The 17,464-nt window shown below is 60.0% G+C and carries 17 protein-coding genes; 10 read left to right on the forward strand and 7 right to left on the reverse strand.

The window, feature by feature from the left end; all coding sequences use genetic code 11:
* Nucleotides 1-132: 132 nt before the first annotated feature.
* Entirely contained in the window at nucleotides 133-2,544 is a 2,412-nt protein-coding gene (locus DFS28_RS02295; RefSeq protein WP_111448392.1) for a penicillin acylase family protein, read from the reverse strand.
* 102 nt (nucleotides 2,545-2,646) lie between these two features.
* Nucleotides 2,647-3,234: a DUF6436 domain-containing protein gene (locus DFS28_RS02300; protein WP_111448393.1), complete on the reverse strand. Its 588-nt coding sequence runs from the start codon at nucleotides 3,232-3,234 to the stop codon at nucleotides 2,647-2,649.
* 97 nt (nucleotides 3,235-3,331) lie between these two features.
* On the opposite strand from DFS28_RS02300, the gene DFS28_RS02305 reads away from it, so the two are divergent.
* Nucleotides 3,332-4,279: an alpha/beta hydrolase gene (locus tag DFS28_RS02305; RefSeq protein WP_111448394.1), complete on the forward strand. Its 948-nt coding sequence runs from the start codon at nucleotides 3,332-3,334 to the stop codon at nucleotides 4,277-4,279.
* Between the two features lie 132 nt (nucleotides 4,280-4,411).
* Here the strand turns inward: DFS28_RS02305 and DFS28_RS02310 are convergent, their stop codons facing one another.
* Nucleotides 4,412-5,164 (reverse strand): DUF2059 domain-containing protein, encoded by a 753-nt coding sequence (locus DFS28_RS02310; RefSeq protein WP_111448395.1) that lies wholly within the window; start codon nucleotides 5,162-5,164, stop codon nucleotides 4,412-4,414.
* Nucleotides 5,165-5,272: 108 nt separating this feature from the next.
* Between DFS28_RS02310 and DFS28_RS02315 the strand changes: the two genes are divergently transcribed.
* Together DFS28_RS02315 and DFS28_RS02320 are read left to right on the forward strand one after the other, a co-directional pair.
* On the forward strand, nucleotides 5,273-5,905 hold the full coding sequence (locus tag DFS28_RS02315) for a 2OG-Fe(II) oxygenase (RefSeq protein WP_111448396.1): 633 nt from the start codon (nucleotides 5,273-5,275) through the stop codon (nucleotides 5,903-5,905).
* A 2-nt stretch (nucleotides 5,906-5,907) separates the two neighbouring features.
* Nucleotides 5,908-6,393 carry a DUF523 domain-containing protein gene (locus tag DFS28_RS02320; RefSeq protein ID WP_111448397.1) on the forward strand — a complete coding sequence of 162 codons (486 nt, stop codon included), beginning with the start codon at nucleotides 5,908-5,910 and terminating at the stop codon, nucleotides 6,391-6,393.
* Between the two features lie 142 nt (nucleotides 6,394-6,535).
* On the opposite strand, the gene DFS28_RS02330 is transcribed toward DFS28_RS02320, so the two are convergent.
* Nucleotides 6,536-7,120 (reverse strand): transporter substrate-binding domain-containing protein, encoded by a 585-nt coding sequence (locus DFS28_RS02330; protein ID WP_111448398.1) that lies wholly within the window; start codon nucleotides 7,118-7,120, stop codon nucleotides 6,536-6,538.
* 134 nt (nucleotides 7,121-7,254) lie between these two features.
* On the opposite strand from DFS28_RS02330, the gene DFS28_RS02335 reads away from it, so the two are divergent.
* Entirely contained in the window at nucleotides 7,255-7,680 is a 426-nt protein-coding gene (locus DFS28_RS02335) for a DUF4399 domain-containing protein (RefSeq protein ID WP_111448399.1), read from the forward strand.
* Between the two features lie 63 nt (nucleotides 7,681-7,743).
* On the opposite strand, the gene serA is transcribed toward DFS28_RS02335, so the two are convergent.
* Nucleotides 7,744-8,973, reverse strand: a complete 1,230-nt coding sequence (serA, locus tag DFS28_RS02340) for a phosphoglycerate dehydrogenase (protein WP_008150498.1) — start codon at nucleotides 8,971-8,973, stop codon at nucleotides 7,744-7,746.
* Nucleotides 8,974-9,177: 204 nt separating this feature from the next.
* Between serA and DFS28_RS02345 the strand changes: the two genes are divergently transcribed.
* The 4 genes from DFS28_RS02345 (at nucleotide 9,178) to DFS28_RS02365 (ending at nucleotide 13,527) form a co-directional block, all read left to right on the forward strand.
* Nucleotides 9,178-10,572, forward strand: a complete 1,395-nt coding sequence (locus tag DFS28_RS02345) for an FAD-binding oxidoreductase (RefSeq protein WP_033053391.1) — start codon at nucleotides 9,178-9,180, stop codon at nucleotides 10,570-10,572.
* A gap of 36 nt (nucleotides 10,573-10,608) precedes the next feature.
* The gene (locus DFS28_RS02350; protein ID WP_111448400.1) at nucleotides 10,609-11,274 is read left to right on the forward strand and encodes a fumarylacetoacetate hydrolase family protein; all 666 of its coding nucleotides are present in this window, start codon (nucleotides 10,609-10,611) and stop codon (nucleotides 11,272-11,274) included.
* A 273-nt stretch (nucleotides 11,275-11,547) separates the two neighbouring features.
* Complete coding sequence (locus DFS28_RS02360) at nucleotides 11,548-12,480, forward strand: SdiA-regulated domain-containing protein (RefSeq protein ID WP_111448401.1); 933 nt, start codon at nucleotides 11,548-11,550, stop codon at nucleotides 12,478-12,480.
* A 129-nt stretch (nucleotides 12,481-12,609) separates the two neighbouring features.
* Entirely contained in the window at nucleotides 12,610-13,527 is a 918-nt protein-coding gene (locus tag DFS28_RS02365) for an SdiA-regulated domain-containing protein (protein WP_111448402.1), read from the forward strand.
* Between the two features lie 126 nt (nucleotides 13,528-13,653).
* Here DFS28_RS02365 and rpiA read toward each other — a convergent pair whose 3' ends face one another.
* Nucleotides 13,654-14,328 carry a ribose-5-phosphate isomerase RpiA gene (rpiA, locus tag DFS28_RS02370; protein WP_111448403.1) on the reverse strand — a complete coding sequence of 225 codons (675 nt, stop codon included), beginning with the start codon at nucleotides 14,326-14,328 and terminating at the stop codon, nucleotides 13,654-13,656.
* A gap of 304 nt (nucleotides 14,329-14,632) precedes the next feature.
* Between rpiA and ilvA the strand changes: the two genes are divergently transcribed.
* Together ilvA and DFS28_RS02380 are read left to right on the forward strand one after the other, a co-directional pair.
* Complete coding sequence (gene ilvA, locus DFS28_RS02375; RefSeq protein WP_111448404.1) at nucleotides 14,633-16,147, forward strand: threonine ammonia-lyase, biosynthetic; 1,515 nt, start codon at nucleotides 14,633-14,635, stop codon at nucleotides 16,145-16,147.
* A 39-nt stretch (nucleotides 16,148-16,186) separates the two neighbouring features.
* Nucleotides 16,187-16,615: a DUF2269 domain-containing protein gene (locus tag DFS28_RS02380; protein ID WP_111448405.1), complete on the forward strand. Its 429-nt coding sequence runs from the start codon at nucleotides 16,187-16,189 to the stop codon at nucleotides 16,613-16,615.
* 104 nt (nucleotides 16,616-16,719) lie between these two features.
* Here DFS28_RS02380 and DFS28_RS02385 read toward each other — a convergent pair whose 3' ends face one another.
* Nucleotides 16,720-17,376, reverse strand: a complete 657-nt coding sequence (locus DFS28_RS02385; RefSeq protein ID WP_111448406.1) for an HAD family phosphatase — start codon at nucleotides 17,374-17,376, stop codon at nucleotides 16,720-16,722.
* Between the last annotated feature and the right edge of the window lie 88 nt (nucleotides 17,377-17,464).

The following is a 17,464-nucleotide window of genomic DNA, read 5'->3' on the forward strand; positions in this document are numbered from 1 at the left end:
GACATTGTGGTTGCCTTTCAGGGCCTCTTCGCGAGCAAGCCCGCTCCCACAGTTGACCGAGTTACCCAGGCAGACACGGTTCAATGTGGGAGCGGGCTTGCTCGCGAAGGCGTCAGCCCGGTCAACACAAATCTATTGCCCTGACCGCGCCGGCAACAGCTTCAACGTACTGCGGGTGTTGGCCGTGACTTCTTCGTCGTTGAGATGCGCCTGGTAGTAAATCCCTTCGATATACGCTTCAGCCTGATCGTCATAGTGGCTGTCGAACGGTACGCCACTCTGGCCAACCGGGTTGACGGTCAGGCTGTGGGTGGGGTCGGCGAAGTCGATCAGGCGCCGCGTCGAGGGACCATAAGTTACTGGCCAAGGCGCCGGGCCGATTTTGGCTGAGAGGTTGTTCGGTACTTCATGGGTGCCGGGTGCCGCGAACGGGCCAACATTGAAGATCCGGTCCAGCGGCTTTTGCTGCCCCAGCGGATGGCCATGGGTCAGCGTGTGCGCCTTGCCCCACTGCCATTGCGCGAAATCGCCGCCGAGGGTGGTCTTGAGATGCGCGATGCTCGCCTGCCACGCAACCTTGACCGTATCGGCGCGGGTCTCCTTGCCGAGGGTGTTGCGGTTGTCCCACCACGGTGAATCGGCAGTCGCGGCCAGGCGCGGCAGTGCGGAATCAATCACCCGGGTCGACAGCAACGTCTCGAAGAAGTCATTGCCCAGCTCATCGTGCATCGTCGCGTCAGCCAGGTTGAACAGGAACTGGTTGAACAGCGTGGCGCTAGTGGAGTCGAGCGGGTAGTCGCCTTGCCATTGGGCCAGTTGCTCAACCAGTTTGAGTTCGGCGGGATCGCTCACCACTTCACGCAGTACGGGCAGCAACGGCGCCAGCAAGCGCGGGCCGTAAGCGGTGGTGGTGCCCAGTTGCAGCTTCTGGCTGGCGTCCAGATCCCACTTGATGGTTTTGTCGCTGAGCTGGCGATTGAGCTGCTGACCTCGATCGGCCAGGTTGTAGTAACCGGGAATCTCCATGCCGGTCGGCGACACCGGCTGGAAGTTGGCCGAGACGATGTAACCGCGTGCCGGGTTCTCTTCCTGTGGGTTGGCGCTGAACGGGTAGAAACCTTCCTTGTCCGCGTCGGCGGTGCTGCCATCGAGGATGAACCCCGGACGCACACCCGCCGGACGTTTTGGCAATTGCGCCGCCGCCCACCAGCCGATGTCGCCCTTGGCGTTGGCCCAGACGATGTTCAGGCCCGGCGCCTGGATCTTTGCGCAGGCACTGCGCGCCTTGGCCAGGGTGTCGGCGCGGTTGAGCTGGTAGAAGCCCTCAAGGATCGGATTCTGGCTTTCGAGAAACCCCCACCACATGGCGATCGGCGTTTTGCCGACGCCGCTGCCCAGCGCATCGTTGACGATCGGACCGTGGGGCGACTGGCGCAGCACCAGTGTTACCGGTGCCTGGCCCTTGACCGCGATCTGTTGTTCGCTGGTCAGCATGTCCACCCACTTGCCGCGATACCAGACCTGATTGGGGTTGTCCGGGTTGACCTTTTCGGCGATCAGATCGAGGTCGTCGTTCTGGAACATGGTGATGCTCCAGCCGAAGTCGTGGTTCATCCCGAGGGAGGCGAACGGCATCAATGCCTGATAGTGGCCGTAGAGCTCGAAACCCGGCGCCGAGAGCTGCGCTTCATACCACACCGACGGCGCGGAAAATCGGATATGCGGGTCGCCGGCCAACAGCGGTTTGCCGCTTTTGGTCCGACTGCCGGAGACGGCCCAGGCGTTGCTGCCCTCGAACTGCGGCAAGCCGTTGTCGGCCAGTGCCTGCTCGCTGAGACGGGCGAGGGCGTTGAGGTCTTTCCAGTCGGTACTGGCGAGAGGTGGCATGGCAGCGCTGCGATTTTTCGCCAGCACGCCCTTGGGCTGCCAGTCGAGATCGAAAACGTTCAGGTAGTTGGCGCCCAACTGATCGCGCACGTAGGTCAGCAACGGTTCGGTGCGAAACGCTGCGGCAAAACTGTAGGCCATGTAACCGGCGATGCTGATGGTGTCCACGGCGGTGAAGGGGCGTTTGGGGATGCCCAGTACATCAAACTCCGCAGGTTTTGAATGACCGTCCTGATACTGGTTGATGCCATCCAGATAGGCTTGCATGGCGATAAAGGCTGGCGACTGTTTGTCCATGTTCGTAAGGTAGGTGTCGGCGCGTTCGCGAATGCGCAGGCTGCGCATCAGCTTGTCGGTGTCGAGCAGTTTCGGGCCCAGTACCTCGGCCAGCTCACCGCGGGCGAGGCGACGCAGGACTTCCATCTGAAACAGCCGATCCTGGGCGTGCACGTAGCCGAGGGCGCGGTACAGGTCGGTTTCGTTCTCGGCGCGGATGTGCGGGATGCCGCGCTCGTCGTAGCGCACGGTGACCGAACCTTGCAGGTGTTGCAGTTCCACCATGCCTTGGCGTGTCGGCTGCTTGCTGTAGACGTACCCGCCTGCACCTGCGGCGAGCGCAACAATCAGCAGGGCGAGAACGGTCAGGCTACGTTTCATGGTGATTCCTTGTTGTTATCCGTGGCAGCAGTTCCCTGGCGCCACTGTTTAACACGGCTTGCCGCCATGGCCATCGCACTTAGGAGGGATTCGCGTCTCCTGTCAGCCTTGCTTCACTGCGTCGACAGGCCACGGGCAGTAACAACCCACGGCCAGTGTGTGCGTCGCATTCACCGCGCGACCTTCGCTCAAAGCTTGCAGAATCGGCTCAATAAAGCTGTTGTTCGAATTGCAGGTCAGGCCTTCGCTGTACGGGCCGAAATACGCCAGTTTGCCGCTGCGATCCCAGATCGCCACGGCCGGGCTCGCGGGAATCTGTTCGGAACCTGGCAGGACGGCGATGCTTTTCAGGCGGCTTAAGGTGTTCGGCAACTGACCGTGGCTGCCAGGTTTTTGTACCGCATAAAACTCCACGCCTTGCGGTGCGTAGTGCTCAACCAGTTCGCTCAGGTGTTGTTGGTTACCGACGTTGCACGGGCAGGCCGGGTCCCAGAAGTGCACGAGGCGGATGGCGCCGGGGCCGGCGAGGTTGTCGGGCAGGCGCAGCGGGTCGCCGGAGAACACGGCGGTGTGCTCGCTGAACGCTCGCAAGTAGCGCCCCTGAAACCAGTCGTAGGCAGCCCACAGCAAACCGGCACACACGAGGGCGAGCAGGCTGGCAAGCAGTGTGGCGCGGTAGGGCGAACGCATGGATTTCAGTCCTCGAAGGTGCGCTAGCTTGCCATGCTTGCCCCAACAGATGAATATCGCAGGCCCATAAAGTCTGTTTCGCGTTCTGGAATTGCTCATGTCTGCCACTTTCGACTCCGATCATCTGCGTGCCAGCCTGCGGCCGCTGGCCGACTGGCAGCCGCTGTCGGAGGAAGCGCTGGCTTACCAGCATTTCTACAGGCTGGATTTTGCGGGGCGCAACGTGCGCACTGGCCTTGGGCGTTTTGCGGTCGATGGTTATGACGTGGTCAGTCAGGTCTGGTGGCCCGAGCGGGCGAAGGCGACGCTGTTTTTGTTCCACGGTTATTACGATCACACCGGGCTCTACCGGCATGTGATCGAGTGGGCGCTGGATCAGAATTTTGCGGTAATTGCCTGCGACCTGCCGGGGCACGGACTGTCGAGTGGCGAACGGGCCAGCATCAAGGATTTCACCGAGTATCAGGACACGCTGCAAGGATTGTTCGCCGAGGCGCAATCCCTCGATCTGCCGCAGCCGTGGCACCTGTGCGGGCAAAGCACGGGCGGCGCGATCGTGATCGATCATGTGCTCAATCAGGGCGCCAGCAGTCCGGCCCAGGGCCAGGTCATCTTGCTGTCGCCGTTGGTAAGGCCACGGGCCTGGGGCTGGTCGCAACTCAGCTATTACCTGCTCAAGCCTTTCGTCAAAGCGATTGCCCGGCGCTTCAGCGAGAACTCCAACGACCCGGATTTTCTGCCCTTCCTGCTAGCGGACCCGTTGCAGCCGCTCCGTTTGCCGACCGCCTGGGTCGGTGCGTTGGCGCGCTGGATCAAGCACATCGAAGCCGCACCGTACAGCATGCGGCGACCGCTGATTGTGCAGGGGCAGGCGGACATGACCGTGGATTGGGAGCATAACCTTGAAGTGTTGCGGGGCAAGTTCGATCGGCCGCAGGTGCTGATGTTGCCTGAGGCGCGGCATCACCTGGCGAATGAGACGCTGGCGTTGCGGCGGGAGTATTTCGGGTTTTTGACCAAGCGGATCAAGGGGCGGAATCTTTAGCGTTTGTGCTGGCCTCTTCGCGAGCAAGCCCGCTCCCACAGTTGATCGCTGCCGTACACAAAATCAGTGTTCGCTGGAGATCTAATGTGGGAGCGGGCTTGCTCGCGAAAGGGCCCTTGCAGGCGCTAAAAATTACTGGCGAAGACTTGAAGTGTCCTGCCCCACCGCCAACCCCGCGCGAATCGCCGCCAAGGCTGCCTGGTAATAAGCCTTGCCCTCGGTGGACTCGGCGAAGGTCGCGAACTCTTCCAGTTCTTCATCCGACAGGTCGCGATAGACATACAACAGCGTGTTGTTAAGGTCGTTGCCGATCTGGTCCATCAAGCGCTGACGCTGACCATTCAACATGCCTTGCGCCTGACCACCGCCGAGCAGGCCGGGGATCATCGAACTGAGGCTGTCGGCCGCGACGCCGGCAATCGCCAGGCTGACTTCAGCGCCGGCTTCGCGAGCGGGCAAGGCCTGGGCCAGATGGCCGATGATCAGCAGGCGGCTGTCGCTGGCCTGGACCTTGGGCAAACCCTTGGCGTTTTTTGCCAGCTGATCGCGACGGGTCGCGAGCAATTCGGCGGCCACGATTTTCTTGCCAAGGGGGGACTGAAAGAATGTCAGCGCAGGTTTCGGATCGGCGAGGGTCTTGCGCAATTGCGCTTCGGCGCGTTGGTCGACGGCCTGGGGGGCAAAGCGCTGATTGCTGTTATTCACCAGCGCCTGGAACACTGCCGGCGGCAGGCTGTTCTGGTATCGCTGCTGAGCCGCCGAGAGAGCGTCGTTGAAATGCGCGCGTTGTTCTGGCCAACCGGCGACCTTGTACAACTGGTCGTGGCCGTCTGCCCAAGCGGGCAATACACAGAACATCAACAGTGAAAAAAGCAAACGGCGCATAGGGACTCCTGTCAGCAGGCGACTATTCTCCGTGTGGCATTCGTCCTTGTCGAGAATTCGTATCAACCCGCTGCGCGGCTCTGTCGGATTTTCAGGCACAGGAATACTATGCGCGGCATGCGAATACCCTCTGATCACCCGCTGCTGTTACGTATCGTCGACGACCTGGCCGAACATGGCTGGTCGCAGCAGAATGTTTTCCTTCCTCTGGGTCTGACCCGGGAACTGGCGGCTGAGTGCCGTAAACGTGCTGCCGAGGGCGAATTGGCCCCGGCCGCCGTAGGGCGCGGGTCGACATCCGGGATTCGCGAGGGGATTCGCGGCGACCATATCCAGTGGATCGAGCCCGGCCAGGCGTTGGTGTGCGACAGCTATCTGGATTTGATGGACAGCCTGCGCGAGGCGATGAATCGCGGTTTGTTTCTGGGCCTGGAAGATTTCGAAAGCCATTTCGCGCTGTACCCGCCCGGCGCGTTCTACCTCAGGCATGTCGACCGTTTCCGCGACGACGACCGGCGCATGGTGTCGGCGGTGGTCTATCTCAATGACGCCTGGCTGCCCGAATACGGCGGCCAGTTGCGGATGTACCTGGATGAAAGCGTCGAACATGATGTGGTGCCCACCGGCGGATGCCTGGTGGTGTTCCTGTCGGGTGAAGTGCCCCACGAAGTCCTGCCCGCGAACCGTGATCGCCTGTCGTTGACCGGCTGGTTCCGGCGGCGTGGCAATGAGCCGTTCTGATCATGCAAAAAATTCTGGTTAGCCGCTGTCTGCTGGGGCACCGCGTACGTTATGACGGCGGGGCCAGTGGACCGTTCGATCAGCTTCAGCAGTGGCTTGATGAAGGTCGGGTGGTGCCGTTGTGTCCGGAGGTGGCCGGTGGCTTGCCGACGCCGCGGGCAGCTGCCGAGATTCCGGGCGGGCAGGGCGCTGAAGTGCTGGATGGCCACGCCTCAGTGATCACCACCGAGGGCGACGATGTCAGCGCCGAGTTTCTCTCGGGGGCTTATCAGGCGCTGGAACTGGTGCAAAAGCACGGCATCCGCATTGCCGTGCTCAAGGCCAACAGCCCGTCTTGCGGGAATCTGTTGACCTATGACGGGACGTTCAGTGGGGTGAAGGTGAGTGGCGAAGGCGTGACTGCCGCATTGCTCAAGCGCCATGGTGTGCAGGTCTTCAGTGAGCTCGAGTTGCCGCAAGCGGCGGCAGTCCTGGCAACCTTGGTCTGACGGCCAACACAAAACTAATGTGGGAGCGGGCTTGCTCGCGAAGGCGGAGTGTCAGGCAACATTGATGTCGACTGACGCCCCGCCTTCGCGAGCAAGCCCGCTCCCACATTGGATCGCCATGAATTGATCTATTTCCAGCTGATCAAGGCTTGGGCGCCACACTCGCATCCGCTCCCAACCACTTCTGTTCCAGTGCCTCCAATCGCCCATCCGCCTTGATCCGCTGCAGCGCGTTTTCCAGGCTGGCATGAAACGCCGGGTTACCTTTCTGAAACGGAATCGCCAGGCTCACTGCCGGGCCAGCCTTTGGCTTCTCTTCCGTCAGCGACTGCACCAGCAGAATCGAACGTGGCTCTTCCTTCTGCGCGATCAATTGCGCATCAGTGTGAATGTAAGGTTCGCTGAAATCGAAACGATCCTTGAGGTCCGGGGTCACTGCTATGTGGTTGATGGCGATGTCATATTTACCGCTTTCGACACCGGTCAACAGGTCGTCGGAATCGGTAACGACGAAGTCGGCCCGCACATCCAGTTCGTTAGCCAGCAGTTGCCCCAACTCGACTTCGAAGCCGGAGAGTTGGCCGTCTTCCTTGAAATTGAAGCGCGGTGTATTAGCCTCAAGGGCAATACGCAATTCGCCTCGGTCGTTTACATCGTCAATCAGTTCGGCATGAGCCAAAGGGCTCAGAAGGGGTAGCAGACAGATCAGGCCAGGCAGAAAACGCATGGTCACTCCTTTGAATTCATTATCGCGACGCTCTGTTCAGGCTCGCTTTGCTATGGTTGTCGAGAGCCTTCGACAACGAATGGCCGTGAAGTTGTCATGGCCACGCGGATTTTACGAAAAAACTGGAGAAGAAAATGAAAACCTTTATGTCACGAGCAGCATTGGCTGGCCTGTTGATGGGTGCTTCGATGCTGGCAACGGCTGCTACACCGGCTCCCAAAGGTGCAGAAGTGTCCATCGTTTCTCCAGCGGACGGAGCCACGGTACCGCAAACCGTCGTCGTCAAGTTCGCTGTCAAGAACATTGCGCTGGCGCCAGCGGGCGATGTCACCAAGAACACCGGCCATCACCACCTGCTGATCGATGTCGACAAACTGCCTGCCGCCGGTGCGCCGATCCCCAACGATGCCAACCATTTGCACTTCGGCAAGGCGCAGACCCAGGCTGAAGTCAAGCTGACGCCGGGCAAGCACACCTTGCAGCTGGAACTGGGCGATAGCGGCCACATGCCGTTCGATCCGCCGATCGTGTCGGAAAAAATCACCGTCAACGTTAAGTAGCGTTAGTCGCGCCCATGAAAAAGGAGACCCGAAGGTCTCCTTTTTTTGTCACTCAAGTCACTATCAGAACAACACGCGGCAACGAATGGTGCCGTTGATGTGCTGCAGCTTCTCTTGCGCCATTTCCGAGTACTCGGCGTCGACGTCGATCACGACGTAGCCGACTTTCTCGTTGGTCTGCAGGAACTGACCGGAAATGTTGATGCCGTTTTCGGCGAAGACCTTGTTGATCTCGCTCATCACACCCGGAATGTTCTCGTGGATGTGCAGCAGACGGTGCTTGCCAGGGTGAGCCGGCAGGGCCACTTCCGGGAAGTTCACCGACGATACCGAGGTACCGTTGTCGCTGTACTTGACCAGTTTTTCTGCCACTTCCAGACCGATGTTGGCTTGCGCTTCAGCGGTGGAACCGCCGATGTGCGGGGTCAGGATCACGTTGTCCAGGCCACGCAGCGGGCTTTCGAACTCTTCTTCGTTGGAGCGTGGCTCCACCGGGAAGACGTCGATGGCAGCGCCGATCAGGTGCTTGTCCTTGATCGCGTCCGCCAGCGCTTGCAGTTCAACTACAGTGCCGCGAGCCGCGTTGATCAGGATGCCGCCCTTCTTGATCGCACGGATTTCTTTCTCGCCGATCATCCACTGGGTCGCAGCGGTTTCCGGAACGTGGAGGGTGACGATGTCGGACATGCCCAGCAGCTCGGTCAGGTTACCGACCTGAGTGGCGTTGCCCAAAGGCAGCTTGGTCACGGTGTCGTAGAAGTACACCTGCATGCCCAGGCCTTCCGCCAGAACCGAAAGTTGAGTACCGATCGAGCCATAACCGACGATGCCGAGCTTCTTGCCACGGATCTCGAAGGAGTTGGCCGCGCTCTTGATCCAGCCGCCACGGTGGCAGGAAGCGTTCTTCTCTGGGATGCCGCGCAGCAACAGGATCGCTTCGGCCAGCACCAGCTCGGCAACGGAGCGAGTGTTGGAGTACGGAGCGTTGAACACTGCGATGCCGCGTTCGCGGGCAGCATTAAGGTCAACCTGGTTGGTGCCGATGCAGAAACAGCCGACAGCGACCAGTTTCTTCGCGTGATCGAAGATTTCTTCGGTCAGTTGAGTGCGCGAGCGAATGCCGATGAAGTGCGCATCAGCGATCTTTTCCTTCAGCTGGGCTTCCGGCAGAGAACCTGTGAGGTACTCGATGCTGGTGTAGCCCGCCGACTTGAGGACGTCGACAGCCGATTGGTGGACGCCTTCGAGAAGAAGGAACTTGATCTTGCTCTTATCGAGAGAAGTCTTGCTCATCTGCGTAAACCTGTATCCCGGAGAAAAATGGCAGGAAATAGCCAGCAGACGCTGACCCGGACGGCAGGAAAGCCGTCGCCACAGAATAGCCGTTGGGCACTATCCTGCGGGGTCGGTATGCTAGCATATGCACCCCGCTAAACACTCATTCCTGCGACGTGAAGCGTTCTCAGGATGACCATGAATTGTTCGAGAGTTCTGTCGATGACCAATCCTGCCCTGATTGAAGAGCTGAAGACCCTGGTTGAGCCTGGCAAGGTGCTGACCGATGCCGACTCCCTGAATGCTTACGGTAAGGATTGGACCAAGCATTTCGCCCCGGCCCCGACCGCCATCGTGTTCCCCAAGACCACCGAGCAGGTCCAGGCCATTGTCCGTTGGGCCAATGAGCACAAAGTTGCGCTGGTGCCGTCGGGCGGTCGCACCGGGCTGTCCGCCGCTGCCGTGGCCGCCAATGGCGAAGTCGTTGTGTCCTTCGACTACATGAACCAGATCCTCGACGTGAACATGACCGACCGCACCGCGGTCTGCCAGCCGGGGGTGGTCACCGAACACCTGCAGAACGTCGCCGAAGATAAAGGCCTGTACTACCCGGTGGATTTCGCTTCGGCAGGTTCGAGCCAGATTGGCGGCAATATCGGCACCAATGCCGGCGGGATCAAGGTGATTCGCTACGGCATGACCCGTAACTGGGTCGCTGGCATGAAAGTGGTCACCGGCAAAGGCGATCTGCTGGAACTGAACAAAGACCTGATCAAGAACGCCACCGGTTACGACCTGCGCCAGCTGTTCATCGGCGCTGAAGGCACCCTAGGTTTCGTGGTCGAAGCCACCATGCGTTTGGACCGCGCGCCGAAAAACCTCACCGCCATGGTCCTCGGCACTGCCGATTTCGACTCGATCATGCCGGTGCTGCACGCGTTCCAGAGCAAGCTCGACCTGACCGCCTTCGAATTCTTCTCCGATAAAGCGTTGGCCAAGGTCATGGGCCGGGGCGACGTACCGGCACCTTTCGAAACAGATTGCCCGTTCTACGCGCTGCTGGAATTCGAAGCGACCACCGAAGAAGTGGCCAACCACGCCCTGGAAACCTTCGAGCACTGCGTTGAGCAGGGCTGGGTGCTGGACGGCGTGATGAGCCAGAGCGAAACCCAGCTGCAGAACCTCTGGAAGCTGCGCGAATACATCTCCGAGACCATTTCCCACTGGACGCCGTACAAGAACGACATTTCGGTCACTGTGTCGAAAGTCCCGGCGTTCCTGAAGGAAATCGACGCGATCGTCGGCGAACACTACCCGGATTTCGAAATCGTCTGGTTCGGCCATATCGGTGACGGCAACCTGCACTTGAACATCCTCAAGCCGGAAAACCTGAGCAAGGATGAGTTCTTCGCCAAGTGCGCGACCGTCAACAAGTGGGTGTTCGAAACCGTCGAGAAGTACAACGGTTCGATTTCCGCCGAACACGGCGTGGGCATGACCAAGCGTGATTATTTGACCTATAGCCGCTCGCCGGTCGAGATCGAGTACATGAAAGCGGTCAAAGCGGTGTTCGATCCGAACGGCATCATGAACCCGGGCAAGATCTTCGCTGTTTGATTTTCGAACGTTAAGAGCACGAATCAGGAGTCGGTAATGAGCTATCAGCACCAGTATGTCGACGGTACGCGTATTCACTTCCCACTGGGGAAAGTGGTGTGCATTGGCCGTAACTACGCCGAACACGCCAAGGAACTGGACAACCCGGTGCCTACAGAACCGCTGCTGTTCATTAAACCGGGCAGTTGCGTCGTGCCGCTGGAGGGTGGTTTCAGCATTCCGACCGAGCGTGGTTCGGTGCATTACGAAGCGGAAATCGCGGTGTTGATCGGCAAACCTTTGTCGACCAAACCGAGCCGTGAAGAAGTGCTTGATGCAATCTCCGGCTTCGCCCCGGCCCTGGACCTGACCCTGCGCGACAAGCAGGCCGAGCTGAAAGCCAAGGGCCTGCCGTGGGAAATCGCCAAGTCCTTTGACGGTGCGGCGGTGATTGCGCCATTCGTGTCCGGCAGCACATTCGCTGACCTGACCGACATCGGCATCCGCCTGACCATCAACGGCGAAGTGCGCCAGGATGGCAACAGCAGCGCGATGCTCAACCCGATCGTGCCGATGATCCAGTACATGGCCGGCTGCTTCTCGCTGCAGGCCGGTGACGTGATCCTGACGGGTACGCCGGTTGGCGTCGGCCCGCTGAATGTCGGTGACGAACTGGTGCTGGAATTGCCAGGCGCCAGCAGCTTCACGAGTAGCGTGCGCTAGTCAGATCACCGCTGAACCCTGTGGGAGCGAGCCTGCTCGCGATAGCGGTCTGTCATTCGACATCAATGTTGGATGACAGACCGCATTCGCGAGCAAGCCCGCTCCCACTTTGGTTTGTGATCCTTCCTGGAAATCGCATCTGCCCGCAGAGGGCAATCCCGCCATTTCCCGTTTTTTTCACATCTCGTCCGGATAATTCCGGGACTTGCGGCGTCTTGGCCGGTCCCAATTGTGCTATTACCCTTAGCCTGAATTTCTGGAACGCATCCCTCAATGGTCACCCAACAACCACTGCCCAAGCTTAAAACTGCCCGCCGCTCGCGCTTTGTCATGCGTTGGTATTCCTGGCTTTTGCTGGTGGCCGCCGCCGCGTATGGCGTTGCGTTTGCCATGCATTGGGATGACCGTGGCGTGCTCTGGTTGCGCGAGCGTTTCGAAAGCCCCGCCGAACGTCAGCAGAGCATCTGGCTGCCGGATTACCGGGCAGTGATCGATGCCAAGGTGCTGCCGGGCATGGAGAAGGACGAAGCGTCGGACCTGGCCTACGACCCTCAAACCAAAACCCTGTTCTCGGTCATGGGCAAGAACCCGTTCCTCGTCGAGCTGACACTGCAGGGCGACGTGCTGCGCAAAATGCCGCTGGTGGGCTGGAGCAATCCTGAAGGCGTGACCGTGATGGGCAACGGTCTGCTGGCCATCGTCGACGAGCGCGACCACATGCTCTCCATCGTCAAGGTTGACGCCAACACCCGCGAGCTGAACATCGCCAACTTTGCGAAATACGACCTCGGCCCTTCGAAAGACCAGAATAAGGCGTTCGAAGCCATTGTCTGGGATTCGCGCAATCAGCAAATGTTGCTGGGTGAAGAGCGTCCACCGGCGTTGTTCTCCTGGAAAAGCAACGATGGCCAGACACTCACCGGCGACAAGCAAAAACTCACCAGTGATGCACTGGACATCCGCAACCTCTCGGCCCTGGCCATCGACCGCCGCACCGGTCACACCCTGGTGCTGTCTGCCGACTCCCACTTGTTGCTGGAGCTGGACGAGAAGGGCGAGCAGGTCAGCTTCATGACCTTGCTGGGCGGCTTCAATGGTTTGAAGAAGACCATTCCTCGCGCTGAAGGCGTGACCATGGACGAGGCGGGCACGCTGTACCTGGTGAGCGAGCCGAACCTGTTCTACCGCTTCGAAAAGCAGAAATAAGCCCGCCGTGAGGGTGGCGCGCGGTCGCCTGTTGGGGTACACCTGCGGGACCGCGGCCACTGGCCATTAAGCTTCAATTCAGACTGCCGTGGTATTTCATCCGCCCGTCCTGATTCCGAACTTGCCCGAATGCGCCGACTTGCCCGCCCCAAACCCCTGATTCTGATCCTGTCGGTCGTTGCGTTGATCGCGCTGGTTGCGGCCGGCCAGAACCTGCGCCTGTTCGAGCGCGCCTGGTTCAACCTGCACGCCCTTTGGCAGCCAGAGAACGGTCAGTCCATCGCTCTGGATCAGTACCAGGTAGCGGTCGAGGCGCGAGTCATTGTTGGGCTGGACAACGATGTTTCGGCGCTGACCTTCGATCCGGTGCGCAAAAGCCTGTTCACCGTCACCAACAAAAACTCAGAGCTGATCGAACTGTCGCTGGACGGCCAGATAATTCGACGCATTGCGTTGATCGGGTTTGGCGATCCGGAAGCCGTGGAATTCATCAGCGCCGACACGTACGTGATCACTGACGAACGTCAGCAGCGGCTGATCAAGATTCATCTGGAGAACGACACAACGTTCCTTGATGCAGCGGATGCCGAGCAGATGACCCTTGGCGTGCACATGAGCGGCAACAAGGGCTTCGAAGGCCTGGCTTACGACTCGGTGGGCAAGCGGTTGTTTGTCGCCAAGGAGCGCGACCCGATGCTGATCTACGAAGTGCAGGGCTTTCCCCATTACAACCCGGAAAAATCCTACGCGGTGCACGTAGTGAACAACCCCAAGCGCGATGCCGGGATGTTCGTGACAGACCTGTCGAGCCTGCAATACGACGAGCGCAGCGGCCATCTGTTGGCGTTGTCGGATGAGTCGCGGCTGATTCTGGAACTCGATGTGGACGGGCGACCGCTGAGTACCCTGTCATTGAGCAAAGGGCGTCAGGGGTTGCAGAAGACGGTGCCGCAAGCGGAAGGGATCGCCATGGATGACGACGGTACGATGTACCTGGTGAGCGAGCCGAACCTGTTCTACGTCTTCAAAAAACCGGCACAACCCTGACCAACACCCCAAAACCAATGTGGGAGCGGGCTTGCTCGCGAATGCGGTGTGTCAGTCGACATCTCTATTGACTGACACACCGCATTCGCGAGCAAGCCCGCTCCCACAAAGGGTTTTGTGTTTGGCTTACTGGGCGCGCAGGGTTTTCACGCCTTCGCTGGTACCCAGCAGCAGCAAATCCGCCGGACGTGCCGCGAACAAACCGTTGGTGACCACGCCGACGATCGCATTGATCTGCGTCTCCAGCTCCACCGGGTTGGTGATCTGCATGTTGAACACGTCGAGGATGATGTTGCCGTTGTCGGTCAGCACGCCTTCGCGGTAGACCGGGTCGCCGCCGAGCTTCACCAGCTCGCGGGCCACATGGCTGCGGGCCATCGGGATCACTTCCACCGGCAGCGGGAACGCACCGAGCACTGGCACCAGTTTGCTGGCGTCGGCGATGCAGATGAAGGTCTTGGCCACAGCCGCCACAATCTTCTCGCGGGTCAGGGCTGCGCCGCCGCCCTTGATCAGGTTCAGGTGTTCGTCGCTTTCATCGGCGCCGTCGACGTAGAACTCCAGGTCGCTGACCGTGTTCAGCTCATACACCGGAATGCCGTGGCCCTTGAGGCGGGCAGCGGTGGCTTCGGAACTGGCGACCGCGCCGTCGAACGCACCTTTGTGCTTGGCCAGTGCGTCGATGAAGCAGTTGGCGGTGGAGCCGGTGCCGACCCCGACGATGCTCTTGTCGTCGAGTTTCGGGAGGATGAAGTCGACGGCGGCCTGAGCCACTGCCTGTTTGAGTTGATCCTGGGTCATGCGGGCTCCGAAGCGGGCAAGGGAAGAACGGAAAGGCCGGCATTATAGCCCCATGCCGGGCTAAAACCTCCTGTGGCGAGGGGATTCATCCCCGTTCGGCGGCGCAGCCGTCGTAAAACCTGAGAGCGCGGTGTATCTGGGGGAATGCTGGGGAGCGCTTCGCACTCCAACGGGGATAAATCCCCTCGCCACAATGGATCTGCGGTGTTTGCGAAGGCTAAAACCTCTTGATTCGTGTGGTCGCCCAGTCGAAAGCCGGGTTAGACTCCTTGGCCCTGCCCAACCCGCTCAGTGATGCTTTCCGATGCTCGAACAGTACGTCAAAAAGATCCTCACCTCGCGCGTTTATGACGTTGCCGTAGAAACCCCATTGCAGACTGCCCGCCAGCTCTCCGAGCGGCTGGGCAACAGTATTTGGCTCAAGCGCGAAGACTTGCAGCCGGTGTTCTCGTTCAAGATTCGTGGCGCCTATAACAAGCTCACGCAGCTTTCCGATGAAGAGCGCGCTCGTGGCGTGGTCACTGCTTCCGCGGGCAACCACGCCCAAGGCCTGGCCCTGGCGGCGAAAGTGTTGGGCGTGAAAGCGACCATCGTGATGCCCAAGACCACCCCGGAAATCAAAGTCGAAGGCGTGCGTTCACGCGGCGGCAAAGTGGTGCTGCACGGGGATTCGTTCCCGGAAGCCCTGGCCTACTCGCTGAAACTGGTCGACGAAAAAGGCTACGTCTACATCCACCCTTACGACGATCCCCACACCATTGCCGGGCAGGGCACGGTGGCGATGGAGATTCTGCGCCAGCACCCTGGCCGTCTGGACGCGATCTTCGTCCCGGTGGGTGGTGGCGGATTGATCGCCGGGATCGCGGCGTACGTGAAGTACCTGCGGCCTGAAATCAAAATCATCGGCGTCGAGCCGGACGACTCCAACTGCCTGCAAGCCGCCATGGCCGCTGGCGAGCGTGTGATCCTGCCGACCGTGGGCCTCTTCGCCGACGGCGTCGCCGTGGCGCAGATTGGTCAGCACACGTTCGACATCTGCAAAGATTATGTCGATGAAGTGATCACCGTCAGCACCGATGAAATCTGTGCGGCGATCAAGGACATCTACGACGATACCCGCTCGATCACCGAACCTGCCGGCGCCTTGGGCGTGGCCGGGATCAAGAAGTACGTCGAGCAACGCGGTGTCACCGGGCATACCTTCGTGGCCATCGACTCTGGTGCCAACGTTAATTTCGACCGCCTGCGCCACGTCGCCGAGCGTGCTGAACTGGGCGAGGGCCGCGAAGCGATCATTGCCGTGACGATTCCCGAGAAACCGGGGAGCTTCAAGGCGTTCTGCGAAGCCATCGGCAAGCGCCAGATCACCGAATTCAACTATCGCTACAACACCGGCAACGAGGCGCACATCTTTGTCGGCGTGCAGACGCACCCGGAAAACGATCCGCGCAGTGCGCTGCTTGCCAGCCTGACCGAGCAGGGTTTCCCGGTGCTCGACCTGACCGACAACGAGTTGGCCAAGTTGCACATTCGTCATATGGTCGGCGGACGTGCTGTTCACGTGGTCGATGAAGTGGTGCTGCGCTTTGAGTTCCCGGAGCGTCCGGGTGCGCTGTTCAACTTCCTCAACAAGCTCGGCGGACGCTGGAACATCTCGATGTTCCATTACCGCAACCATGGCGCAGCGGATGGTCGTGTGGTCGCGGGCCTGCAAGTGCCTCACGATGAGCGCCATCTGGTGCCCGCAGCGCTGGAAGAAATCGGCTACCCGTACTGGGACGAAAGCGACAACCCGGCCTATCAGCTGTTTCTCGGCTGAGCGGCTACGCTGATGGCCAGGCCATAAGGAGATCGAACAATGGAAACGTTAACCGCCCTGAAAGTCGCTCATATGGTGGCGACGGTGTTGCTGCTGGTCAGCGCGCTGGGTCTGGCGATCTGGGTCTGGCGTACGCGCCGTAACGGCGACGCAACGGCTCATGCGCGCACATTGCAGCGGCCGCGAGTGTTTATCTGGCTGGTGATGGGGCTGGCCCTGCTGAGCATGCCGTTTACCGGCTGGTGGATGGTGCATCTGGTGGGCTGGCCGCTGGGGCAGCTCTGGTTGTTGGCTTCCAGTGTGCTTTACACCGTCGCGGCGTTGGGCTGGTTCTGGTTGCTGGTGCGGCTGAATCGGCTGCGTAAAGCGCCGGCTGCGGGCAATGGGAAATTTACCTTTGCCTTGGCGTTGTTCAGTTTTGTCTGCTTTATCGCCATTGCTGGGTTGATGGGCGCCAAGCCGGTTTAAGGGTTGGGACCGAGTCGGCCCCTTCGCGAGCAAGCCCGCTCCCACGGGGGATTTGTGTCGATCACAGGTCCAGTGTGGGAGCGGGCTTGCTCGCGAAGGCGATATCAGTCACGCAACGAAATTACCGGCCAGCCACGCTTCTCGGCTTCAGCGCGCAGATTTGGATCAGGATCGACCGCAACCGGATTGGCCACTTGCTCAAGCAGCGCCAAATCATTCATCGAGTCGCTGTAGAAGTAACTGTCTGCCAGCGAATGCCCGGTCTCTTCCAGCCAACGACTCAGCCTGGTGACCTTGCCTTCCCGGAAGCACGGAACATCAGTGCTGCGCCCGGTGTAGCGGCCATCAACCATTTCACATTCCGTGGCGATCAGGGTTTCGACGCCCAGACGCTGGGCAATCGGCCCGGTAACAAAACGGTTGGTCGCGGTGATGATCACCAACTTGTCACCCGCCTCGCGGTGCTTGGCCAGCAGTTCGAGACCCTTGGGCAATACAATCGGCTCAATGCAATCGCGCATGTAATCCAGATGCCATTGATCCAGCGTGGCCATCTCGGTGCGGCCGAGCACTTCCAGGCAGAAGTTCAGGTAGGCATCGTTATCCAGTTTGCCGGCCAGGTAATCCTGATAGAACTCGTCGTTGCGTGCCTTGTAGGCGACGGCGTCGAGGAAGCCGCGTTCGCACAGGTAATCGCCCCAGGCGTGGTCACTGTCACCGCCCAAGAGCGTGTTGTCCAAGTCGAATAAAGCCAGCCGCATTGCAGTTACTCGCTGAAAAGTCTGTAGAAAGGCGTTCAGAATACGGACTTTTCACAAGAGTGCACATAAGGTAGGCCGGCTCGTTGCT

The sequence above is a fragment of the Pseudomonas sp. 478 genome, from assembly GCF_003254125.1.
GTDB lineage: Bacteria > Pseudomonadota > Gammaproteobacteria > Pseudomonadales > Pseudomonadaceae > Aquipseudomonas.